This window comes from Prosthecobacter sp. (genome assembly GCF_044227185.1).
In the GTDB taxonomy this organism is placed as follows: Bacteria; Verrucomicrobiota; Verrucomicrobiia; order Verrucomicrobiales; family Verrucomicrobiaceae; genus Prosthecobacter.
In genome coordinates this window covers 292,535-309,761 of record NZ_JBGAFO010000005.1, presented here as the reverse complement: position 1 = coordinate 309,761, position 17,227 = coordinate 292,535, and the positions used below count along the sequence as shown (strand labels likewise).

12 protein-coding genes are annotated in these 17,227 nt (G+C 61.8%); 2 read left to right on the top strand and 10 right to left on the bottom strand.

The window, feature by feature from the left end; translation table 11 throughout:
* Positions 1 to 16 precede the first annotated feature (16 nt).
* The 3 genes from ACILSQ_RS14335 to ACILSQ_RS14325 all read right to left on the bottom strand — a co-directional run bounded on the left by ACILSQ_RS14335 (position 17) and on the right by ACILSQ_RS14325 (position 3,273).
* Positions 17 to 829: a tetratricopeptide repeat protein gene (locus ACILSQ_RS14335; protein ID WP_395744325.1), complete on the bottom strand. Its 813-nt coding sequence runs from the start codon at positions 827 to 829 to the stop codon at positions 17 to 19.
* A 424-nt stretch (positions 830 to 1,253) separates the two neighbouring features.
* Positions 1,254 to 2,924 (bottom strand): gamma-glutamyltransferase, encoded by a 1,671-nt coding sequence (gene ggt, locus ACILSQ_RS14330; RefSeq protein WP_395744324.1) that lies wholly within the window; start codon positions 2,922 to 2,924, stop codon positions 1,254 to 1,256.
* 109 nt (positions 2,925 to 3,033) lie between these two features.
* The gene (locus ACILSQ_RS14325) at positions 3,034 to 3,273 is read right to left on the bottom strand and encodes a PEP-CTERM sorting domain-containing protein (protein WP_395744323.1); all 240 of its coding nucleotides are present in this window, start codon (positions 3,271 to 3,273) and stop codon (positions 3,034 to 3,036) included.
* 205 nt (positions 3,274 to 3,478) lie between these two features.
* Between ACILSQ_RS14325 and ACILSQ_RS14320 the strand changes: the two genes are divergently transcribed.
* Entirely contained in the window at positions 3,479 to 4,801 is a 1,323-nt protein-coding gene (locus ACILSQ_RS14320; protein WP_395744322.1) for a homoserine dehydrogenase, read from the top strand.
* 1,735 nt (positions 4,802 to 6,536) lie between these two features.
* Entirely contained in the window at positions 6,537 to 7,580 is a 1,044-nt protein-coding gene (gene lpxD, locus ACILSQ_RS14315; protein WP_395744321.1) for a UDP-3-O-(3-hydroxymyristoyl)glucosamine N-acyltransferase, read from the top strand.
* 1,085 nt (positions 7,581 to 8,665) lie between these two features.
* Here lpxD and ACILSQ_RS14310 read toward each other — a convergent pair.
* From ACILSQ_RS14310 to ACILSQ_RS14280, 7 genes are all read right to left on the bottom strand, one after another.
* On the bottom strand, positions 8,666 to 9,412 hold the full coding sequence (locus ACILSQ_RS14310) for a CAAX prenyl protease-related protein (protein WP_395744320.1): 747 nt from the start codon (positions 9,410 to 9,412) through the stop codon (positions 8,666 to 8,668).
* Between the two features lie 1,192 nt (positions 9,413 to 10,604).
* On the bottom strand, positions 10,605 to 11,906 hold the full coding sequence (locus ACILSQ_RS14305) for an NAD(P)/FAD-dependent oxidoreductase (protein WP_395744319.1): 1,302 nt from the start codon (positions 11,904 to 11,906) through the stop codon (positions 10,605 to 10,607).
* Between the two features lie 7 nt (positions 11,907 to 11,913).
* Entirely contained in the window at positions 11,914 to 13,284 is a 1,371-nt protein-coding gene (locus ACILSQ_RS14300; RefSeq protein WP_395744318.1) for a class I adenylate-forming enzyme family protein, read from the bottom strand.
* Positions 13,281 to 14,615 (bottom strand): FAD-dependent oxidoreductase, encoded by a 1,335-nt coding sequence (locus tag ACILSQ_RS14295; protein WP_395744317.1) that lies wholly within the window; start codon positions 14,613 to 14,615, stop codon positions 13,281 to 13,283. The genes ACILSQ_RS14300 and ACILSQ_RS14295 overlap by 4 nt, the downstream gene beginning before the upstream one ends.
* Positions 14,602 to 16,740 (bottom strand): fused MFS/spermidine synthase, encoded by a 2,139-nt coding sequence (locus ACILSQ_RS14290; RefSeq protein ID WP_395744316.1) that lies wholly within the window; start codon positions 16,738 to 16,740, stop codon positions 14,602 to 14,604. The genes ACILSQ_RS14295 and ACILSQ_RS14290 overlap by 14 nt, the downstream gene beginning before the upstream one ends.
* The gene (locus ACILSQ_RS14285) at positions 16,740 to 17,000 is read right to left on the bottom strand and encodes a Txe/YoeB family addiction module toxin (RefSeq protein WP_395744315.1); all 261 of its coding nucleotides are present in this window, start codon (positions 16,998 to 17,000) and stop codon (positions 16,740 to 16,742) included. Before ACILSQ_RS14285 ends, ACILSQ_RS14290 begins: the two co-directional genes overlap by 1 nt.
* Positions 16,997 to 17,221, bottom strand: coding sequence for a hypothetical protein (locus ACILSQ_RS14280; RefSeq protein ID WP_395744314.1), 225 nt, complete (start codon positions 17,219 to 17,221; stop codon positions 16,997 to 16,999). The genes ACILSQ_RS14285 and ACILSQ_RS14280 overlap by 4 nt, the downstream gene beginning before the upstream one ends.
* Between the last annotated feature and the right edge of the window lie 6 nt (positions 17,222 to 17,227).

The following is a 17,227-nucleotide window of genomic DNA, read 5'->3' as shown; positions in this document are numbered from 1 at the left end:
CTGCCTCGCCTCATTTTCACTTCACGCCGCTCGCCTTCCGGAACTGCTCCGCACGCTTCCTCGCCTCCTCACGCTGCTGCGCGCTGAGCTTCGGCGCCAGCGCCTTCGCGCCTTCGCCTGCAGGTTCGTCACCCTGCGCGGATGCGATGAGATACCATTTCATGGCCTCCACGAGGTCCGCCGCCGTGCCAGTCCCGCTTTCGTAATACACCCCCAGGTTCCCCTGCGCCATCACCCAGCCTTTCTCCGCCGCTTTGCGGTACAGTTGCAGCGCCTTCCCCAGATCCTTCGGCACGCCAAAGCCGGACTCATAGCACGTCGCCAGGTTGTTCTCCCCCTCCGCATCTCCCTGCGCCACCGCTTTGCCAAACCAGCTCACCGCCATCGCCGCGTCCCTCGCCACTCCGATGCCGTTCGTATAGCACAGCCCCATCGCAGTCTGGGCCGGTGCAGTGCCCTGCTCGGCAGATTTTTGAAACCACTTCACCGCTTCCGCCTTGTCCTCAGGCACCCCGGCTCCGTTCACATAGCAGTTCCCCAGATGATACTGCGCCAGCGCATGTCCCTGCACCGCCGCTTTGCGCAGCCACTTCGCTCCCTCCGTCGGGTTCGGCGGCTTTCCCAGCCCATCGCGGACAAGCACCCCCACCAGATACTGCGACTCCGCATCCCCCTGGTCCGCCAGCGCACAAATCTCAGCCAGCGTCCTCGATGACGTCCCCGCCGCCTGCCCGGCAGCATCGCCCGTGGCAAGCAGCACCACCGCAAACACTCCCGCCAGAACACCCCCCGCCGCACCCCTCATCTGCAAAGCTACATGATTAGTCATAGTGTATGGCCCTCATCGAAGCATTTCCCCCCACACCTGTCATCCACCCTTTCTCTCTCTTTTCTGCCAGGCCCCCGCCTTCCATCCTCCAAAATCTCCCGCCATTCCTCTGCTCAAAAACAGAACCCAGCTTCCTGAATAACTTCCGCCGTCACTCACACCTCCCCCTCCGGAAAAAATCTTTTTAACCACAGGCAAATCTCCATCCATTCCCTTGCCAGAAAACAAGCACGCTCTGTTTCCCCATCACCTCTCCTCCGGCTTCCGTGCAAATCCGTGGTTCCAATTCCGGCCTCCTCGCGTTCTCCAAATTTGCCTCCGGCTGCTTTCGCCTTCGCTTCAGAGCCGCAGTGCAAATCTCCGCCTATTCCCTTGCTCCTTCATTCCCTTGCCAAAAAAAACCGCCCTCATCACCTCCTCCCCCTCACTTCCCATCCGCCTTCCCCGGCACCCGCGGATCATGCGCCGGAAAGAAAAGCTTCTTCTCCCCATCAAAATAGATCGCCTGGCAGGCCCCGAATCCCTCAGACTCCGCCAGCTTGTGCCCCAGCGCTTTCACCCGGTTCAGCGTCCCCTCGCCAAATTTCTTTTCGATCTTGAGCTCGTTCGGGTTCCACTGGTGGTGAAATCTCGGCTCCGCCAGCGCCTCCTCCGGCAGCATCCCGTCATCAATGATGTGCGTCAGCAGCAGCAGCGCCTGCGTGATGATCGTCGGCCCGCCCGCCGCCCCCGTCACGATCACCGGCTTCCCGTCCTTCAGCACGATCGTCGGGCTCATGCTTGAGAGCGGCCGCTTCCCCGGCGCCACCGCATTCGCCTCCGCACCCACCAGCTTGAAGGCGTTCGGAATCCCCGGCTGCACCGCAAAGTCATCCATCTCATCGTTCAGCAGCACCCCCGTCCCCGGCACCACCACCTTGCTCCCAAACGCCGTGTTGATCGTCTGGTTCAGCGCCACCCAGTTTCCCTCCGCGTCCGCCGTGCACAGAAAGGTCGTGTGCTTGCCAAAGACATCCCCCTCCCAGTGCGGCGGCATGTGGTGCCCCGTCACCTCCGTCGCATGGTCCAGGTCAATCTTCCCCGCCAGCTCCGCCGCATACGCAGGATCCACCAGCCCCCGCGGCACCTTCGCGAAGTCCGGATCCCCCAGCCAGTAAGCCCGGTCTGCAAACGCCAGCTTCATCACCTCCGTGATCACATGCACCCGGCTGCTCGCGCGGAAATGCCGGATCGGAAAATGTTCCAGGATGTTCAGAATCTGCGCCACATGCACCCCGCCGGAGCTCGGCGGCGGCATCGTGATCAGGTCGTATCCGCGGTACTTCGAGCGGATCGCCTCACGCTCCGGGGCGCGATAGGCCGCGAAATCCTGCGCCGTCATCACGCCGCCGTTCGCGCTCATCCATTCACCCGCCTTCTGCGCAAAGGCCCCTTCGTAAAACCACTCAGTCCCGCTCTTCGCCACCGCCCGGTACGTTTCTGCCAGATCCTTCTGCACCAGCACATCACCCTTCGCCAGTGGCTTCCCGTCCTTGAGAAAGATCGCCGCCGAGGCCGGAAACTTCGCCAGCTTCGCCGCCGTCGCGGAGAGCTTGCGTGCATACACCTCATCAATCGGAAATCCCTTTTCGGCGATCTCCGCCGCGGGCAGCAGCACATCCGCCAGCTTCAGCTTCCCGTGCTTCTTCTGCGCCGCATCGCACGCCTTCAGGTATCCCGGCACCCCGGAGGCCAGCGCCCCCGTCTTGCTCGCCTCATCATCCAGCTTGCCGTTCATCACATACATGTCCCGCTGCGCTTTCGCCGGCGCCATTTCCCGTCCGTCAATGCACGTCACCGTCCCGTCCGCCGCACGAATCACAAAGAAGCACCCTCCGCCGATCCCCGAGTTGTGTCCGTCCACCACCCCCAGCGTCAGGCCCGCCGCGATCGCCGCATCAATGGCGTTCCCACCTTTTTCAAACGCCTGCTGCGCCGCCTCCGTCGCCAGCGGCTGCACCGTCGCCACTGCATGCTTTGAAAACGCGGCGTCTGCGGCAAACAGAACCGATGACGGGGCGAACAGCGCGAGTGCGGCCAGAGCTTTGGCTTTCATACCGCCGATGCTAGTCGCGTCGGCGAAGCCGTCGAATCAAAACCACTCACCAAAATAGGTGGGCGGCACCTGGACCCGGGACCCTTGGACTCGGCTCCTCCAGGACTGACTACTGCGGAGCGCTCCGCCTCCAGTTCAGCCACGCCCGCCGGTAGGTGAAGGCCATCGCCATGATCCCTGCAAACAGCAGCATCGCACGGCTGGGTTCCGGCACTGGCATCACGCTGGCCGCCGCCGCTTCCGGCAGGGTGAAATCCTGCATCGCCGCCATGCCAGATTCCGTCACGCCCACCACAATGAACGCCGCCACGCTGCACGCAGACCAGAAGATAAAGGAACGAAATGGCATGAAATAACAAAGACCTTTACCAGACTGTGGGGGCCTTCGACAAGGTTTTTTTTGTTTCGGATTCGCCTCACTTTTCTCATTTTCAGCGCTTTGCTCGGATTTGAGTAGGTTATTTGACGACTCTTCCTCTCCCTGCCTTCTCGCTTGCGAGTTCAGTCTGCCTCCGCCATGACTACGGCCCCTCAATCCCGGCACTTCATCCATCATGTCCATCGTCAGTTCTCCACGCGTCATCAACATAGGCTTGGCAGGTTTAGGCAATGTGGGGGCTGGAGTGTTCAAGAATCTGCAAAAGAATCGCTCCCTCATCAGCCGCCGCATCGGCGCTGAGCTTAACGTCACCCGTGTCGCCGTGCGCGATCTCTCCCGTCCTCGCGATGTCACCGTGCCGCCGGAAATGCTCACCACCGACTGGAAGGACCTGGTGAATGACCCCGCCATCCCCGTCGTCGTCGAGCTCATCGGCGGCACCACCACCGCCTACGACATGGTCGCCGCCGCCCTCCGCGCCAAAAAAATCGTCGTCACCGGCAACAAGGCCCTCCTCGCCGAGCGTGGCAAAGAACTCTTCGCCCTCGCCGAGGAATGTGGCGTCCCCATCTACTTCGAGGCCGCCGTCGCTGGCGGCATCCCCATCATCCAGGTCCTCCAGGAAGGCCTCGTGGGAAATCACATCCGCTCCATTCACGGCATCATCAATGGCACCTGCAATTACATCCTCACCCGCATGTCCCAGGCCGGCCTGAGCTACGCGGACGCCTTGCAGGAGGCCCAGGACAAAGGCTACGCCGAAGCCGATCCCACCCTCGATGTCAGCGGCTGGGACGCCGCCCACAAGGCCATCATCCTCGCCTCCCTCAGCTACGGCTTCTGGATCCCGCAGGACAAAGTGTACGTGGAAGGCGTGGACCGTGTGAACATCACCGACTTCCGTTTCGCCGCGCGCCTCGGCTACACCATCAAGCTCCTCTCCGTCATCCGTGCGGATGAAAATGGCCTCGTCGAAGTCCGCACCCAGCCCACCCTCGTCCCCCTCTCGCACGTTCTCGCCAGCGTCAGCGGCGCCTTCAATGCCGTCCTCGTGAACGGAGACATCGTTGGCGAGACTCTCTTCTACGGACGTGGCGCCGGCCAGGACCCCACCAGCAGCAGCGTCATTAGCGATCTCTGCGAGGCCGCCGCCGTCCTCATGCACGGCGCCCGTCACAGCGGCTTCGTCCCCCACGGCCTCTACGGCAAATCAAAGCCCGTGGACGACACCGTCTCCCACTACTACCTCCGCCTCACCGTGGAGGACATCCCCGGCGTCCTCGCCCAGGTCGCCACCGCCTTGGGAGACCGCGGCATCGGCATCTCTTCCATGATCCAGCCGGAGGACCTCGAAGACACCAGCGGCCAGACCTCCCTCGTCCTCATGATTCACGACGCCCGCCTCGGCGACATGAAGGCAGCCCTCGCCGCCATCTCCCAGCTCCAGTGCGTCCGTGGCGAGCCCAGTTGGATGCGTGTGGAAACCCTCCAGGGCTAGGCAGGCATGAGAGGCGCTCGGTTAAGGGCATGCAGCCTGAGGGTTTGCATTTCCTTTCGCATCGCGTTTCAAATCGCAGTGTCTCTTTGCCGGCACCACTTTTATCTCGTTTTGTACCACGAACACCTGAACACAGGTCTGTATTCCAGCTCCAGCAGGGACCCTTTCTCAAACAACCGGACAACGCAGCGCTCCGGCCGTAGGGTGGGTGTGTTTGGCGTCGAAAGCGTTTCATGCTCCTCCTCATCCTTCGCCAAACCGCCCGACTTCGAGGACATCCGCACGCCCAGACGCTAACAGCACGCTAACAGACGGACACGCGGGTTCTCGCCACGACGGTCCTAAAACACGCTGCGGCAGACTCGTTTTCAAATGCCGATGGTATAGCGTTTTTCCAAAACGGATTTCCGGTCAGCGGCGCTTGGAGACGTTCGGCGGAGGCTGAAGGACCAGCCGCCCTGCCTCGCTCCAGGCATGCGAGTGCCCAGCGCGGGTAGGGCTGGCTGTCCTCAGCCAGCCGCCGTCGAAGCCCATGATCCGCGATCAAGAAACAGCCCGCTAAACGGAAATGAGTTTTGCGAACCGCTATATTAAGGGACTGCAGCGCGTGCTGGGACGAGGATGCTTGGGACACGGCATAGCGCGTCCCTACCTTCCTTGCGGGTGCCATGGGTGCCGTGAATGCCGAAGGGCTGGTAGGGAACCGCTGCGTCGGGTCCGTAGATGAGGGTCTATGGCGCCGAGGGCGATGCAAAAAGGTGCGCCGTCCTTATTCCCTCCGAAAGGCAGATGGGGGCGGGCGCTCTTGCCCTGACCGCATGAGGGCCTTTGAATTGCAAAGACACCGCCTAGCCCTGAAGGGGCTGCGGATTACAGCCCAGGGTCAGCCAGCTTGTCCTCCAAAGCTCTCGGAGCGAAGGAGGAAGCCTAAGCGAGCCTGCCCTTCGTGGCTTTAGCGAAGAAGGGGCGACCCTGGGTTGACGCTGTCTCATACCACGAACACCCGAAAACAGGTCTGCATTCTATTAAACTTTGCACAATAGACTGACACACTTGCCCTGAAGGCCAACGGCCTTCCGCATCATAGCGAAGGGTTGCCGAGCCTGGGCGAGGCTACCCTGGTACAGCGGCATTTGTCTGGGAAGCAAACCCACCGCATTCTTCGTCCACCGCGCACTCCAGCCGCGTTTTCCCGCCGTTCCGCCACAGGGCGCACCGCGTTGCCCACCGCTCAAAACTGCCGTGACATTCTCTCGGCGGTTTTCCCTTCGTGTCAGTCTGTGACACAGGCTTCAATAGGCACCGCAGCGGTTCTGTTCTTCTGGGGCGTCGCGCCGATATTCCGGCACATCAGCAATCAAAAATCGATGGCTCATCAAATCGTCAATCAAGCACGCCCCAGGCGCCCGCAAACACCTCGGCCGCGAAAAATGGAAGACTGCGGAACATTCGAGTTCTGGACCCCGGAAGGGTCACAGCCGGAAGCCAGGGCGCAGCTCGCGTAGCGGGCGCCACCCCTGCATAGCGTCAGCGAAGAAGGGAGTCTCATCGCCACCCGCTGCATCCTCGCGCTCTCTGCCTCCCATATCGCTCATGCGTCGTTCACAGCTCGGCACGATTGCTTGGCGGCATGGGTCTTAACCGGCTGCCTCGCGCTCCAGGCACAAGAAGAAAATAAAAATGAGCCGCTGCACTCCGCAGGAAATGCGATAGATGGACAGAGACCACCCTCTTCATGAAAATCGCTCTCTCCGATCTCGCAGCCCTTGTCGGAGGGACTGTACTTTGCGGCGATCCCACCGGCCAGATCACCGGCTTTGCCTCACTCAAAGAAGCCGTCCCCGGCGATTTGAGCTTCTTCCATGACTCACGTTACAACGACCGGCTGGCCCGCACCCACGCCAGCGCCGTCCTCGTGCCCCTGGGCTGGACGGAGTTCCCCGCACACGCCTCGTGCATTGCGGTTTCTGATCCCTCGCGTTCCTTCGAGCAGATTGTCGAGGCCTACGGCTTCCAGCCCGCCCCCTTCACCCCCGGTGTGCATCCCTCCGCCGTGATTGCAGACGGCGTTAAGTACGACCCGCTCCGTGTGTCCATTGGCCCCAATGCCGTGATCGAAGCCGGGGTCGAGCTCGGGGAAGAGGTCGAAATCGGCCCCGGCTGCTTTGTCGGGCGCAATGCCCTCGTCGGCCGCGCCTCCAGCCTCCGTGCCAATGCCACCGTGCATGCCGAATGCATCCTGGGAGAGCGCGTCATTCTCCATTCCGGCGTCGTCATCGGCGCCGACGGCTTCGGCTACGAGTTCAGCCAGGGCCGCCATCGCAAGGTCCGCCAGGCCGGCATCGTGCAGATTGACAACGACGTCGAAATCGGCGCCGGCAGCACCATCGACCGCGCCCGTTTCGGCCGCACCTGGATCGGTGAGGGCACCAAGATCGACAATCTCGTGCAGATCGGTCACAACGTCGTCATCGGAAAGCACTGCGTCATCGTCGCCTGCACCGCCATCGCCGGCAGCGTCGTCATTGGCGACTACGTCGTCATCGCCGCCCAGGTCGGCATCGCCGGCCACGTTCACGTCGGCTCCCAGAGCACCCTCGCCGCCCGTTGCGGCGTCACCCACGACCTCCCTGCCGGTGGCAAATACCTCGGTTTCCCGGCCATCCCCGCTGGCAAAGAAAAGCGCCGCCTCGCCTCCATCAACCGCCTCCCCCAGCTCCTCGCTCGCGTCAAAGAGCTCGAAGCCCGGCTCGCCGCCTCCCAGCAGCCCCAAGCCTGACCCCCTCCCGCCCTCCGCTTCCATTCCAGGCCTTGTCCACAAACGGTCAGAAACCTCGGGTAGATGGCGGAGCCATCTCAGCCTGTAGCGGGGGGTTGAGCGAAGCGACACCCCTCGTTCCCACGCGTTCTCACATCCAAACTCACTCGCATCGCGTAGCGATGCCAGCACTCTCGTCCGCCTGCCGCTCTTCCTTCGATAGAACTCCCATTGCAACCCGCTTCTTATACCAGAAGCAGTTGAAAACAGGTCTGCGCGGCCAGCCACCCGCGCCGTACTGGGAGCGCCGGTTTTTAACCGGCTCTGGGTGCCGCTCCGTTTGCAGGTGAGCACCGGACTTCTCACCACAGACCCTTTTTCAAAGGATCGTGGTATTAGCACCAAAGTGCGGCCTGTCGCCGCCCTGGGTATCGCGCCAAACATGGGAGGCAAACCGGGCGCCTCGCCACATCCATGAATTCCCGGCAGCGTTTTCAACACGCTCCGTCGCACGCCAGCCACCCGGCACAATGCCCTCGGTCCAGCGCCATTCAAAGGCGCGCATCCTCCCCGCAAAGGCACTTCCCTTCGCCTCACCAAAAACACCTCTGCTGCGTCCTCATCAATAAACAACATGATCAATCTCTTGGGCCGTGAACCGGGAACGCAAGCAATAAAATACCCAAAAAAGCTACGACGTGGTATTTCCGCCGGTAAAAACCCACCGAAAAGGACAGTGAGGCAAAAATGACACTTGCCAGCCTCCTGTCCGCCCAGCACAGCCGAATTCCTCCGAAATCATCCCCTCTGTGCCCTCGGTTTGGCCTCTGTGGTTAAAATAAAACCGCCCTCAATCGACCATAGAGGACACAGAGAAACACAGAGTTCCAATCAGACGACGCTGATAGTGGAATGGACCAGCCTCGTGCAACCATCGGTCTGATCCCACGATCGATCAAACAGGGCAGAATGGCACAGGGACCCAAGCAGATGCAATCTCTGCCGCCTCTGCCTCTTTGCCCCTCTGCGGCAAACCGGACGTCCGCAATCCCACCATATCAGAAATGACTTTTGCAAATCGCCATGAACGACTGCCTCTTCCCCCCTCACCAAAACCCCCACTGCTGCGTCTTCATCACATACAGCCCCAGCGCCAGATTCCCCACCGCGTGCATCAGCACACACGCCCCCAGGCTCTTCGTCCGCACCGCCACCAAATACACCAGCGCTCCCCACACAAACGCCGCCGCATAGTCCTCCGGGTTGTGAATCAGCATCACCGCCAGCGTCACAATCCAGAACACCTTCCACCGGTGCGTGCCAAATGGCACCCGCTCAAACTGCCCGTCCTCTGTAACCAGAAAACGCATCAAAAACCCCCGCCAGAACAGCTCCTCCACAAACGGCACCACCAGCACCATCCGCGCAAACCGCAGCCCCACCACCACGCAGAACCACAGCGTCGAATCCCGCGCAATCATCGGATCAAACCCCTCCGTCCGCTCCGCCAGTCCCAGCCACTTCCACCACCCCGCCGGTTCATGCCCATGCTGTACCAAACTCTCCCGCAGCAGCGACGGCGCCACCCACACCGCAATGCCCACGACCCCCAAAACAAACGCCAGCCCCAAACCCCGCCACGGCCTGAACGTGTAGTGCTGCCGAAACCAAACTAGCACCAGCGCGCAGATCACCGTCTGCAGCGGGTACACCCAGTGCTCCGGCGCCCGCACATGCCAGGGCAGCTCAGAATTCTCCACGCGGAACAGCCCCGCCACGGCACCCAGCAGGGTGAACAGCAGCAGTGGCAGCACATAGGCTGCAGTGGCGGAAGCGCGCAGGCGTGCAAACATCAGGTCATTAAGGTCGGGTTAAAACTGCACAGTTCAAAAGACATCACAGCCTCTTCCAGCGGATAGAGCCATTTTCCAAAACAAATTTCCAAGAAGTAGCCCGGGCGCCAGCTCCCTTCGGAGCCGCAGACACTCCCTTTTCCCTCAGAGAGCCGGAAAGACAGACGGAGCAGAGAATCGACGCAATCTCCGCCACTTTGGCCCTCTCGAATAACTCTATGCGGAAGCGTCGCTTATTCAGCACTTCGACGCAGACATGCGGGGTTGTAGCGCGGTATTCCGATACCGCGACCGTCCCGCCTAGAAATCGGAACTCCGTGCGACACCCCCGCAGCTAACACGCCTGCAACAGTCTTCCGGAAACGACTGGCCGAGAGTTACTCTCCTTTCCACAATCAAGCCGCCTTGAATTCATGTGCTCCCGAATAACTCCAAAATCTCCGCAGCTCTTCTGAGTACGTAGTTCGGGATTCGCTTCGCGGCTGCGCAGCAGCCCGTGCCAGCCTCCCCGTTCGTAGTTCGGGCTTCAGCCCGTTCTGGAATCCCCGCACCGCCCAAAATTCGAACCCAGCCAGCGCAAGTATTGTAGTACCGGCTTTCGCGTCCTCCGTAGCTCGAAGAGCGAAGGAGGAAGCCGGAATCTGGAAGCCTTCTTCGTGCAGACAACTCACGAATAGCTTCCGCTGTTATACCCGAAGCAGTTGAAAACAGGTCTGCGCGGCCGAGCCAGCCCCGCCGTACTGGGAGCGCCGGTTTTTAACCGGCTCTGGGTACCGCTCCGCTTGCAGGTGAGCACCGAACTTCTCACCACAGACCCGTTTTCAAATGATCGTGGTATAAGAAGAAGGCGACTGGCTGAAGAAGGCCATCAAACGCACGGAAAGATGATTGGAAACTCCTGTCTCCCATCGCCTCCCACCTCCCAACCTCCCAAAAGCCCTCCCGCAGATTCAGGAAAGCCACAGATGGATCCAATCAAACATAAAAAATCTGCGGGTTCCCTGAATCTGCGGGAAAAACAAATCATACCCGAAGCAGTTGAAAACAGGTCTGCGCGGCCGAGCCAGCCCCGCCGTACTGGGAGCGCCGGTTTTTAACCGGCTCTGGGTGCCGCTCCGCTTGCAGGTGAGCACCGAACTTCTCACCACAGACCCGTTTTCAAATGATCGTGGTATGACTCCCCGTCCCTCAGTCAAGCCGCCTTGAGCGGCAGCGCCAGCTCCTTCGTCCGGTCGCTGCTCAGCAGCCACTTGAAGCAGCCCTTCAAATACATCCGGTTCACACTCGAAAGCGTCCCCGCGCCCGTCGCCATCAGCGCGACCACACGGTTCGAGATAAACCCCATCATGTCGCTGAAGCGGCCCGGATGCTCCATGCTGAGCTGCATGCCCTTTTCATAAAAGCCCACGATCCGCCCGTCGTAAAAGTACTCGATCAGCTCATGCCACGCCTGGTGCCACGCTCGCTGCCGCTGCTCGTACCGCCCCAGTTCCTTCGCCAGCCGCTCGGGCGAGTCGAGCAGCTTCTCGCCATGCCGGTCAAACATCGCGCTCAGCGACTCCGCCGAATCCAGCGCCAGAAACACCCCGGGCGACAGCATCGGATCCACAAACCCAAACGCATCACCCGCTGAAACCCACCCCGGACCCTGCGCACGGTCGGAGATGAGCTGATAATTCGTGTAGGTGAACACATCGGTGGTCCGCTCCCGCTTCGTCGCCAGCGGCGAGAGCACCGGGTCCGTCGCCAGCACCCGGTCGAGACGTTCTTCTCCGTTGCTTCCAAAATCCGGCAGCGCCTTCGGGTTCATCACCACGCCGAAACTCATGCAGTCCCGCAGTGGAATGCGCCAGCTCCATCCCCAGGGGTGGTAGGTGATCGCGATCTGCCCCGGCTCATACGGATGCTCAAAGCTTGAGTAGTGCGCAAAGTGCGCCGTGTCCCGCCGCGGCCCCGTTTCCGCCTGGATGCCCAGCAGCTTCGCCGAGGTGCGCGTACGTCCGCTGCAGTCAATGATGAGGTCCGGCTTCGCTCCATTGCGATAACCACCAGCCTCCAGCGCCGCCGCATCCAGCTCCAGTTCGGGCTTGCCTCCTGGATGCGCCACCAGTCCTGCCCGGTGCTTCACAAACTTCACCCCCAGCTCCTTCGCGTAGTCCTTCAGCACATCGTCAAAGCCCGGGCGCGGCACATTGTAGGCATACGGCGGCAGCCGGCCTTCCACGGACTTGAAATGGAAATTCATCTTCGGGCCCAGGTGATGAATGAAGCTGGCCCCCGGCTTGAACTGCGAGATCGCCGCCACCCGGTCCTCGATCCCCATGCGCTGCAGAATCGCCACGATCGCCGGAATCAACGACTCGCCCACCAAAAGCGCCGGACGCTTCTCGTCATCATAGACCAGCGGCTGAATCCCCTGGCGCGCGAGCATGGCGGCAAGGGCGCTGCCGGCTGGTCCGGCTCCAAGAATGGCGATGCGTGGAGTTTGGCTCATGGGTCAGTCAGTAGCGGCGAAGCTTGCCGCTGGCGGTCAGCGGCAGTTCGGAAACAAAAGTGTAGAACAGCGGCACCTTGTACGCGGAGAGCCGCTCCTGGCAAAGTTTTCTCAGTTCAATCACCGTCGGCGGAGCCTCGGCGTTGTGCGGAATGATTTCCGCCGTGGGCATCGCCCCCATGGCCGGATGCGCCCGCGCGGAAACCCGCGCCGCCTTGACACCCGGGTGGCTGCACAGCACCGCCTCCACCTCTTCCGGGAAGCACTTCAGCCCGCCCACGTTGATCACGCTGCGCACACGCCCCCGCAGAAACAGGCAGCCGTCCTCGTCCATCTCGGCGATGTCCCCCGTCGCAAACCACCCGTCCCGCAGCACCCCCTCACGCGGCTGCCACGGCGTCAGATACGCATCAAACACCCCCGGCCCGCGCAGCAGCAGCTCCCCGTCATCCAGCTTCACCTCAAACGCCGGCAGCACCTGCCCGATCGAAGTCGGCCTGTCCTTCGCATGCTTCAAATTCAGAATCGGCAGGCCCGCCTCAATGATCCCCATGCCTTGCGTGAGATGCAGCCCCGTCTTGCTGGCAAACAGCTCCGCCACCTCCGTCGTCAGCGCAAACGCCGTCGAAACCGCCAGCCTCAGCGCCCCCAAAAGGCCGGCCTCCGGCTGCCCGGAAAGCATCGTGTAATGATAAGGCGACCCATACATCACCGTCGCCCCATGCGCCTGCATCATCTCGATCATCACCTTCGGATCGCTCGCCGGCGCCAGGATCGTCGTGGCTCCATGATACAAATACAGCACGATGGACACCGCAAAGTGATGCGCCATCGGCAGCACCCACAGCACCCGGTCCTCCGGCCCGATCCGCAGCCCCTCATTCGCCGCTGTGATGCGCCCCAGCAGCGTCTCATGCGAAATCACCACGCCCTTCGAGGCCCCCGTCGTCCCGCTGCTGAAGCGGATGAACGCCGGGTTCAGCGCCTCCAGCGCCCCTTCATCAAACGCCGGCGCCGCCTCATGCACCACCGCCTCCACCCGCCACTCCTCCGCCGATTTCGCATGCACGATCGCATCCAGCGCCGTCGCCGTCGCCAGTTGTGCCCTCTCACTCGCCGTCAGCTCGTGCGGAATCGGTACAAAGCAGGCGTCCTGCTGCAAAATCGCCAGCGCCACCACAATGTAGTCCGCCCCGCTCGGCGCATCCAGCCCGATGCGCGGCTTCCGTTTCTTCGGCCAGCCCGCATCGTCATTCAGCCGCCGCGCGCAGTCCTTCATCCTGGCCTCCAGTTCACCAAATGTGAGCTGCAGTTCCGGGCTCACCACGGCGGCATGCGCGGCGGTGCTGCGTTCAAAGATAAGATCGACAATGTTCACTTCGCTGGTTCCAGTTGGCTCAAAACACTTCGCACCCGCGCTGCCAGCAGGGCGGTCTCTTCTTCAGGAAAACTCGCGGCAATCCCCGCCGCCTGCCCCGTCGCCAGCGCCGTCCCCATCACCCGCGTGCTCGCCTGCGCCCGGTGCGTGGCTGAAAGGCAGCGCCCGGCGATGAACACATTCGTCAAATCCCGCGCCCTCAGCGCCCCCAGCGGAATCCCGCAGGCCTTCGCCTCCTTCGGGTACAGCAGCCGCGGCCCCCGCGCCGTCTCCCGCAGCTCGATCGGCCACGTCGCATTCGCCACCGCCTCCTCCCCGCTCCGGCTTTCCAAAAGATCCTCCTCCGTCACCACCGCCTCTCCAATCCATCGCCGGCTTTCCCTCACCCCCGCCCGCACCGGCAGCGTCGTGACCCGCGCCTTGGCAAAACCCTCCAGGTTCGCCTTCAAATGCTCCACAATCGCAAACGTCACCTCCCGCCCCTGCATCTCGATCCGCGTCAAACTCCGCGCATCCGTCCCATCAAACCCCTCCGCCACCAGATCCAGCGTCAGGAAAACCTCGTTCAAAGCCCCGCTTCTCCGAAAATGCGCTCCCGCCGCCTCCGCCGGCAGCTTCTTCTCCCGAATCCCCCGCGCCAGACATCCCGCGATCTTCAGCGGCCCGTCCCCCGCCAGCGCCCCCGCATCCACATCTCCCACCCCCACAATATAAGCCGGACGTTGCAGCTCCTGCGCCGGAGTCCTGTCCCATGCCTGACCGGCCAGCTCAGCCATCACCGCATCCCCGCTCGCATCCACCACCGCCCGCGGCCTCACCTTCCAGCTCGCCCCCCGGCATTGCAGCGTCACCTCCGCCACCCGCTTTTCATCAATTTCACATCCAACGACCTCGGTATGCAGCAAAACCTCCAGTTTTTGCTGAATCCGACACACAACGTCGAGAAACAAAGCCAGCTTTTGCGGCTCATGCATCAGCACATCCACCCTCCCCATTCTCACCGGTCCATGCGCCACACCTTCGGCGAGCAGCCGGCGCTCCAGTTCCACGGGCAGCCCGGGATTGGCCACACGCGGCGCGGCATCGGGTGCCTGCGGCAGATCGTATAAGCCGCAAAAAGAATGCACCAGCGAAGCCGTCCCCGCACCGCCGAAAAAGCCATGGCGCTCGACCAGCAGCGTGTCCGCACCCTGACGTGCCGCAGCCAAAGCCGCCGCTACGCCTGCACTGCCGCCGCCGATGATGAGGACGTCACACTCCATGGCCGCATCATTCACCGGGATGTGTGGAATGCCAGCGTTCGCACATGAGAACTCTTCACGGATATTCATGCCCCAGATTGTCATCCGTGATGACCGTGGCATCGCCCCAGGCGGCCTGCATGGTAGGACGGCGGCACCAGTGCCACATGTTGCCGGGCTCAGGGAGAGTTTCGCCGCTGAGGAAATCGAGGATTCCTCCGATCTGATCGGCCGGAATCACTGGCTGCCCGTCGATGCGATAGTCGGCGAGAATTTTTTCCCAGCGTCCGCGATCCGGCTCCAGCGGGGCGTTGCTGGCCAGGCAGTGGTTCATTACCATCAGCGTATGCGGAAACACCTCCATGCCGGTGCGCGCGGCACGTGGTGACTCGGTGCAGTTCCAGAAGGCGATGCCATCCGGGGTGAGGTGCGCTTTGACCTCGGTCAAAAATTCGCGTGAGAGCAGCGCTGAAGCGAACTCACGCCAGTGATGGGTGGTGTTCATCACGATGGCGTCAAAACGTGCATCGGGGTGCTGGCGCAGCCAGCGGCGGCCGTCGTCGATGACGAGTTCAAGCTTGGGATTCGCCAGCAGGCTGGACACCTCGGGACGTGCGTGAATCAGATCCAGATAACCGTGGCTGAGCTCGATGGCGGTGACATGCTTCACCTGCGGATGACTGACGAGAATCTGCGTCCATGATCCGCTGGCCACACCGATGACGAGCACGTTTTCAATGCGGTCCCTCACCGCGGAGAGAAAATAGGGGCGCACCAGCCAGGACTTCGGCTCCAGCTTCGTGCCGATCATGCCATCATAGGCGCCATTGCCATAGACCGCGTTGCTGGTGTCCACCGTGATCACGCCGTGGCGTGACTCGATGGTCTGGGTGAAATGCATGCCGTATTTAAAGTCATGCTTGTATTGCAGACGCTCGTAGAAGCTTTGAAACGGACTCAAGGAAATGAGGGCGAAGCACAAGGGCTGCCAGCGCAATTGAGAGCGCAGCTTGAAGCCCGCGATGCTCTCGGCCCACAGCCAAGAGACGGCCAGCAGCAGGAGGCTGAGCAGGTGCAGGCTCATCCAGTCCATGAAAAGAAATCCAGTGAGCAGGCTTCCAGCGCCGGAGCCGATGATGTTGGCCAGATAGAGCCGTGAAAGCTGGCTGCCGGTGTTTTGACCAGGAGGGATGGCCGCGTGGCAGAGCAGCGGAAAGGTCAGGCCGATCAATGCCCCGGCGGTGATCACAAAGAGATACCCGCACTCCCAGAGCACCTGCCTGGCAAAGATGGCGGTGGAAGGTGCGACGAGAAATCCCGCCGCGCTGGAAATCAGCACCCAGCGTGCGAGCTTGGCGCGCAGGCTGCCGTTTTGAGCCAGCAGGCGAGGACTGAGAAGCGAGCCCAGCGCGAGCCCCAGCAAGTAACTGCCGAGCATGTAGCCAAACACCGGCGCACGGGAGGCGCTGGCAAAGTTGAACACACGTGACCAGATGATCTCCCAGGACAGAGCGAGGAAACCGGAAAGAGCCGACCAGCACAAGGCGGTGCCGAAGGAAATCTCGCATGCTTTTCCGGCTGTGTCAGGCGCCACATGGCCTGCCTCTTCGGCCGCAGGCTTCCTCAAAGAGATTAGCACGATGAACGCCGCGGCAGTGTTCAGGCATGCGGCGATGCGCGTGGTCCCACTCATGCCGAAGCTGCCGAGCAGCCAGTGCGCCGCGATGAAGGCTCCCAGCGCCGCGCCCAGTGTGTTCACAAAATAGAGCCTGCTCACGCTTTGCCCCACATGCGCGGTGTCACGCACCTGATGCGCCACCAGCATGGGCAGGGTGGCGCCCATGAGCAGCGTGGGCAGAAACACCAGGAGGAAGACGAGCGCACCGGTGGTGAGTCCGTGAGCCTGCGCCGAAGTCATGGCGCCGACAGCATCAAACAGCTTCAGCGAGATGAGCCCGTAGGCGCCCACACCGAGTTCCGCGAGGCCAAACAGCAGCACCAGCGGCGCACGCGCAGATTTGGAAATCCACCCTCCTACGATGCTGCCGATGCCGAGCCCGGCGAGGAAGGCCGCCACCACCATCGCCACGGATTCGACGTTGCTGCCGTAGATCGTCAGCAGCGCACGCTGCCACACGAGCTGATAGATCAGCGCCGAGATGCCGGAGAGGATGAAAACGCCATGCAGGACGCTGGCATGGAGGCGGCGTGACATCATTCGTAATGCATGCGGCATCCGGCGATTACGATGGCTTCGTCGGTCACGCGGTAAACAAGGCGGTGCTCGTCATTGATGCGTCTGCTCCACCAGCCTTTGAGCTGATGACGCAGCGGTTCGGGTTTGCCAATTCCAGTGAATGGATTGCGCGCAGTCTCGTTGATGAGCCGCACCAGCCTCTCGAACAGCTTCGGCTCCTTTGTGGCCATTTCAGTGAAATCCTGCCAGGCGGTGCTGTGGAAAGTCACCGTTCTCATTGAAACATCGACTGATCTGGCGTCACGACATTGTTGCCCGCATCCAAGTCCGCCACGGCGCGCAGGAGTTGGGTGCGATTGGCGGGATGCCTTAGCAGGTACGCAGTTTCATCCGCCTCGCTAACGGAGATCTCAATGGAGCCTGCTTTGAATGTGGCGCGCACGCTTTCCAAGAAGCTTTCGTCCAGCTCTTCAACAGTGGTGTGAAAGGTGGTAGTCATGGGGGA

Excerpts from the sequence above, each read along its gene's own strand:
- ACILSQ_RS14290 (WP_395744316.1), bottom strand. The coding sequence starts at position 16,740 with ATGTCACGCCGCCTCCATGCCAGCGTCCTGCATGGCGTTTTCATCCTC.
- ACILSQ_RS14280 (WP_395744314.1), bottom strand. The coding sequence starts at position 17,221 with ATGACTACCACCTTTCACACCACTGTTGAAGAGCTGGACGAAAGCTTC.
- ACILSQ_RS14310 (WP_395744320.1), bottom strand. The coding sequence starts at position 9,412 with ATGTTTGCACGCCTGCGCGCTTCCGCCACTGCAGCCTATGTGCTGCCA.
- ACILSQ_RS14305 (WP_395744319.1), bottom strand. The coding sequence starts at position 11,906 with ATGAGCCAAACTCCACGCATCGCCATTCTTGGAGCCGGACCAGCCGGC.
- ACILSQ_RS14320 (WP_395744322.1), top strand. The coding sequence starts at position 3,479 with ATGTCCATCGTCAGTTCTCCACGCGTCATCAACATAGGCTTGGCAGGT.
- ggt (WP_395744324.1), bottom strand. The coding sequence starts at position 2,924 with ATGAAAGCCAAAGCTCTGGCCGCACTCGCGCTGTTCGCCCCGTCATCG.
- lpxD (WP_395744321.1), top strand. The coding sequence starts at position 6,537 with ATGAAAATCGCTCTCTCCGATCTCGCAGCCCTTGTCGGAGGGACTGTA.
- ACILSQ_RS14325 (WP_395744323.1), bottom strand. The coding sequence starts at position 3,273 with ATGCCATTTCGTTCCTTTATCTTCTGGTCTGCGTGCAGCGTGGCGGCG.
- ACILSQ_RS14335 (WP_395744325.1), bottom strand. The coding sequence starts at position 829 with ATGACTAATCATGTAGCTTTGCAGATGAGGGGTGCGGCGGGGGGTGTT.
- ACILSQ_RS14285 (WP_395744315.1), bottom strand. The coding sequence starts at position 17,000 with ATGAGAACGGTGACTTTCCACAGCACCGCCTGGCAGGATTTCACTGAA.
- ACILSQ_RS14295 (WP_395744317.1), bottom strand. The coding sequence starts at position 14,615 with ATGAATATCCGTGAAGAGTTCTCATGTGCGAACGCTGGCATTCCACAC.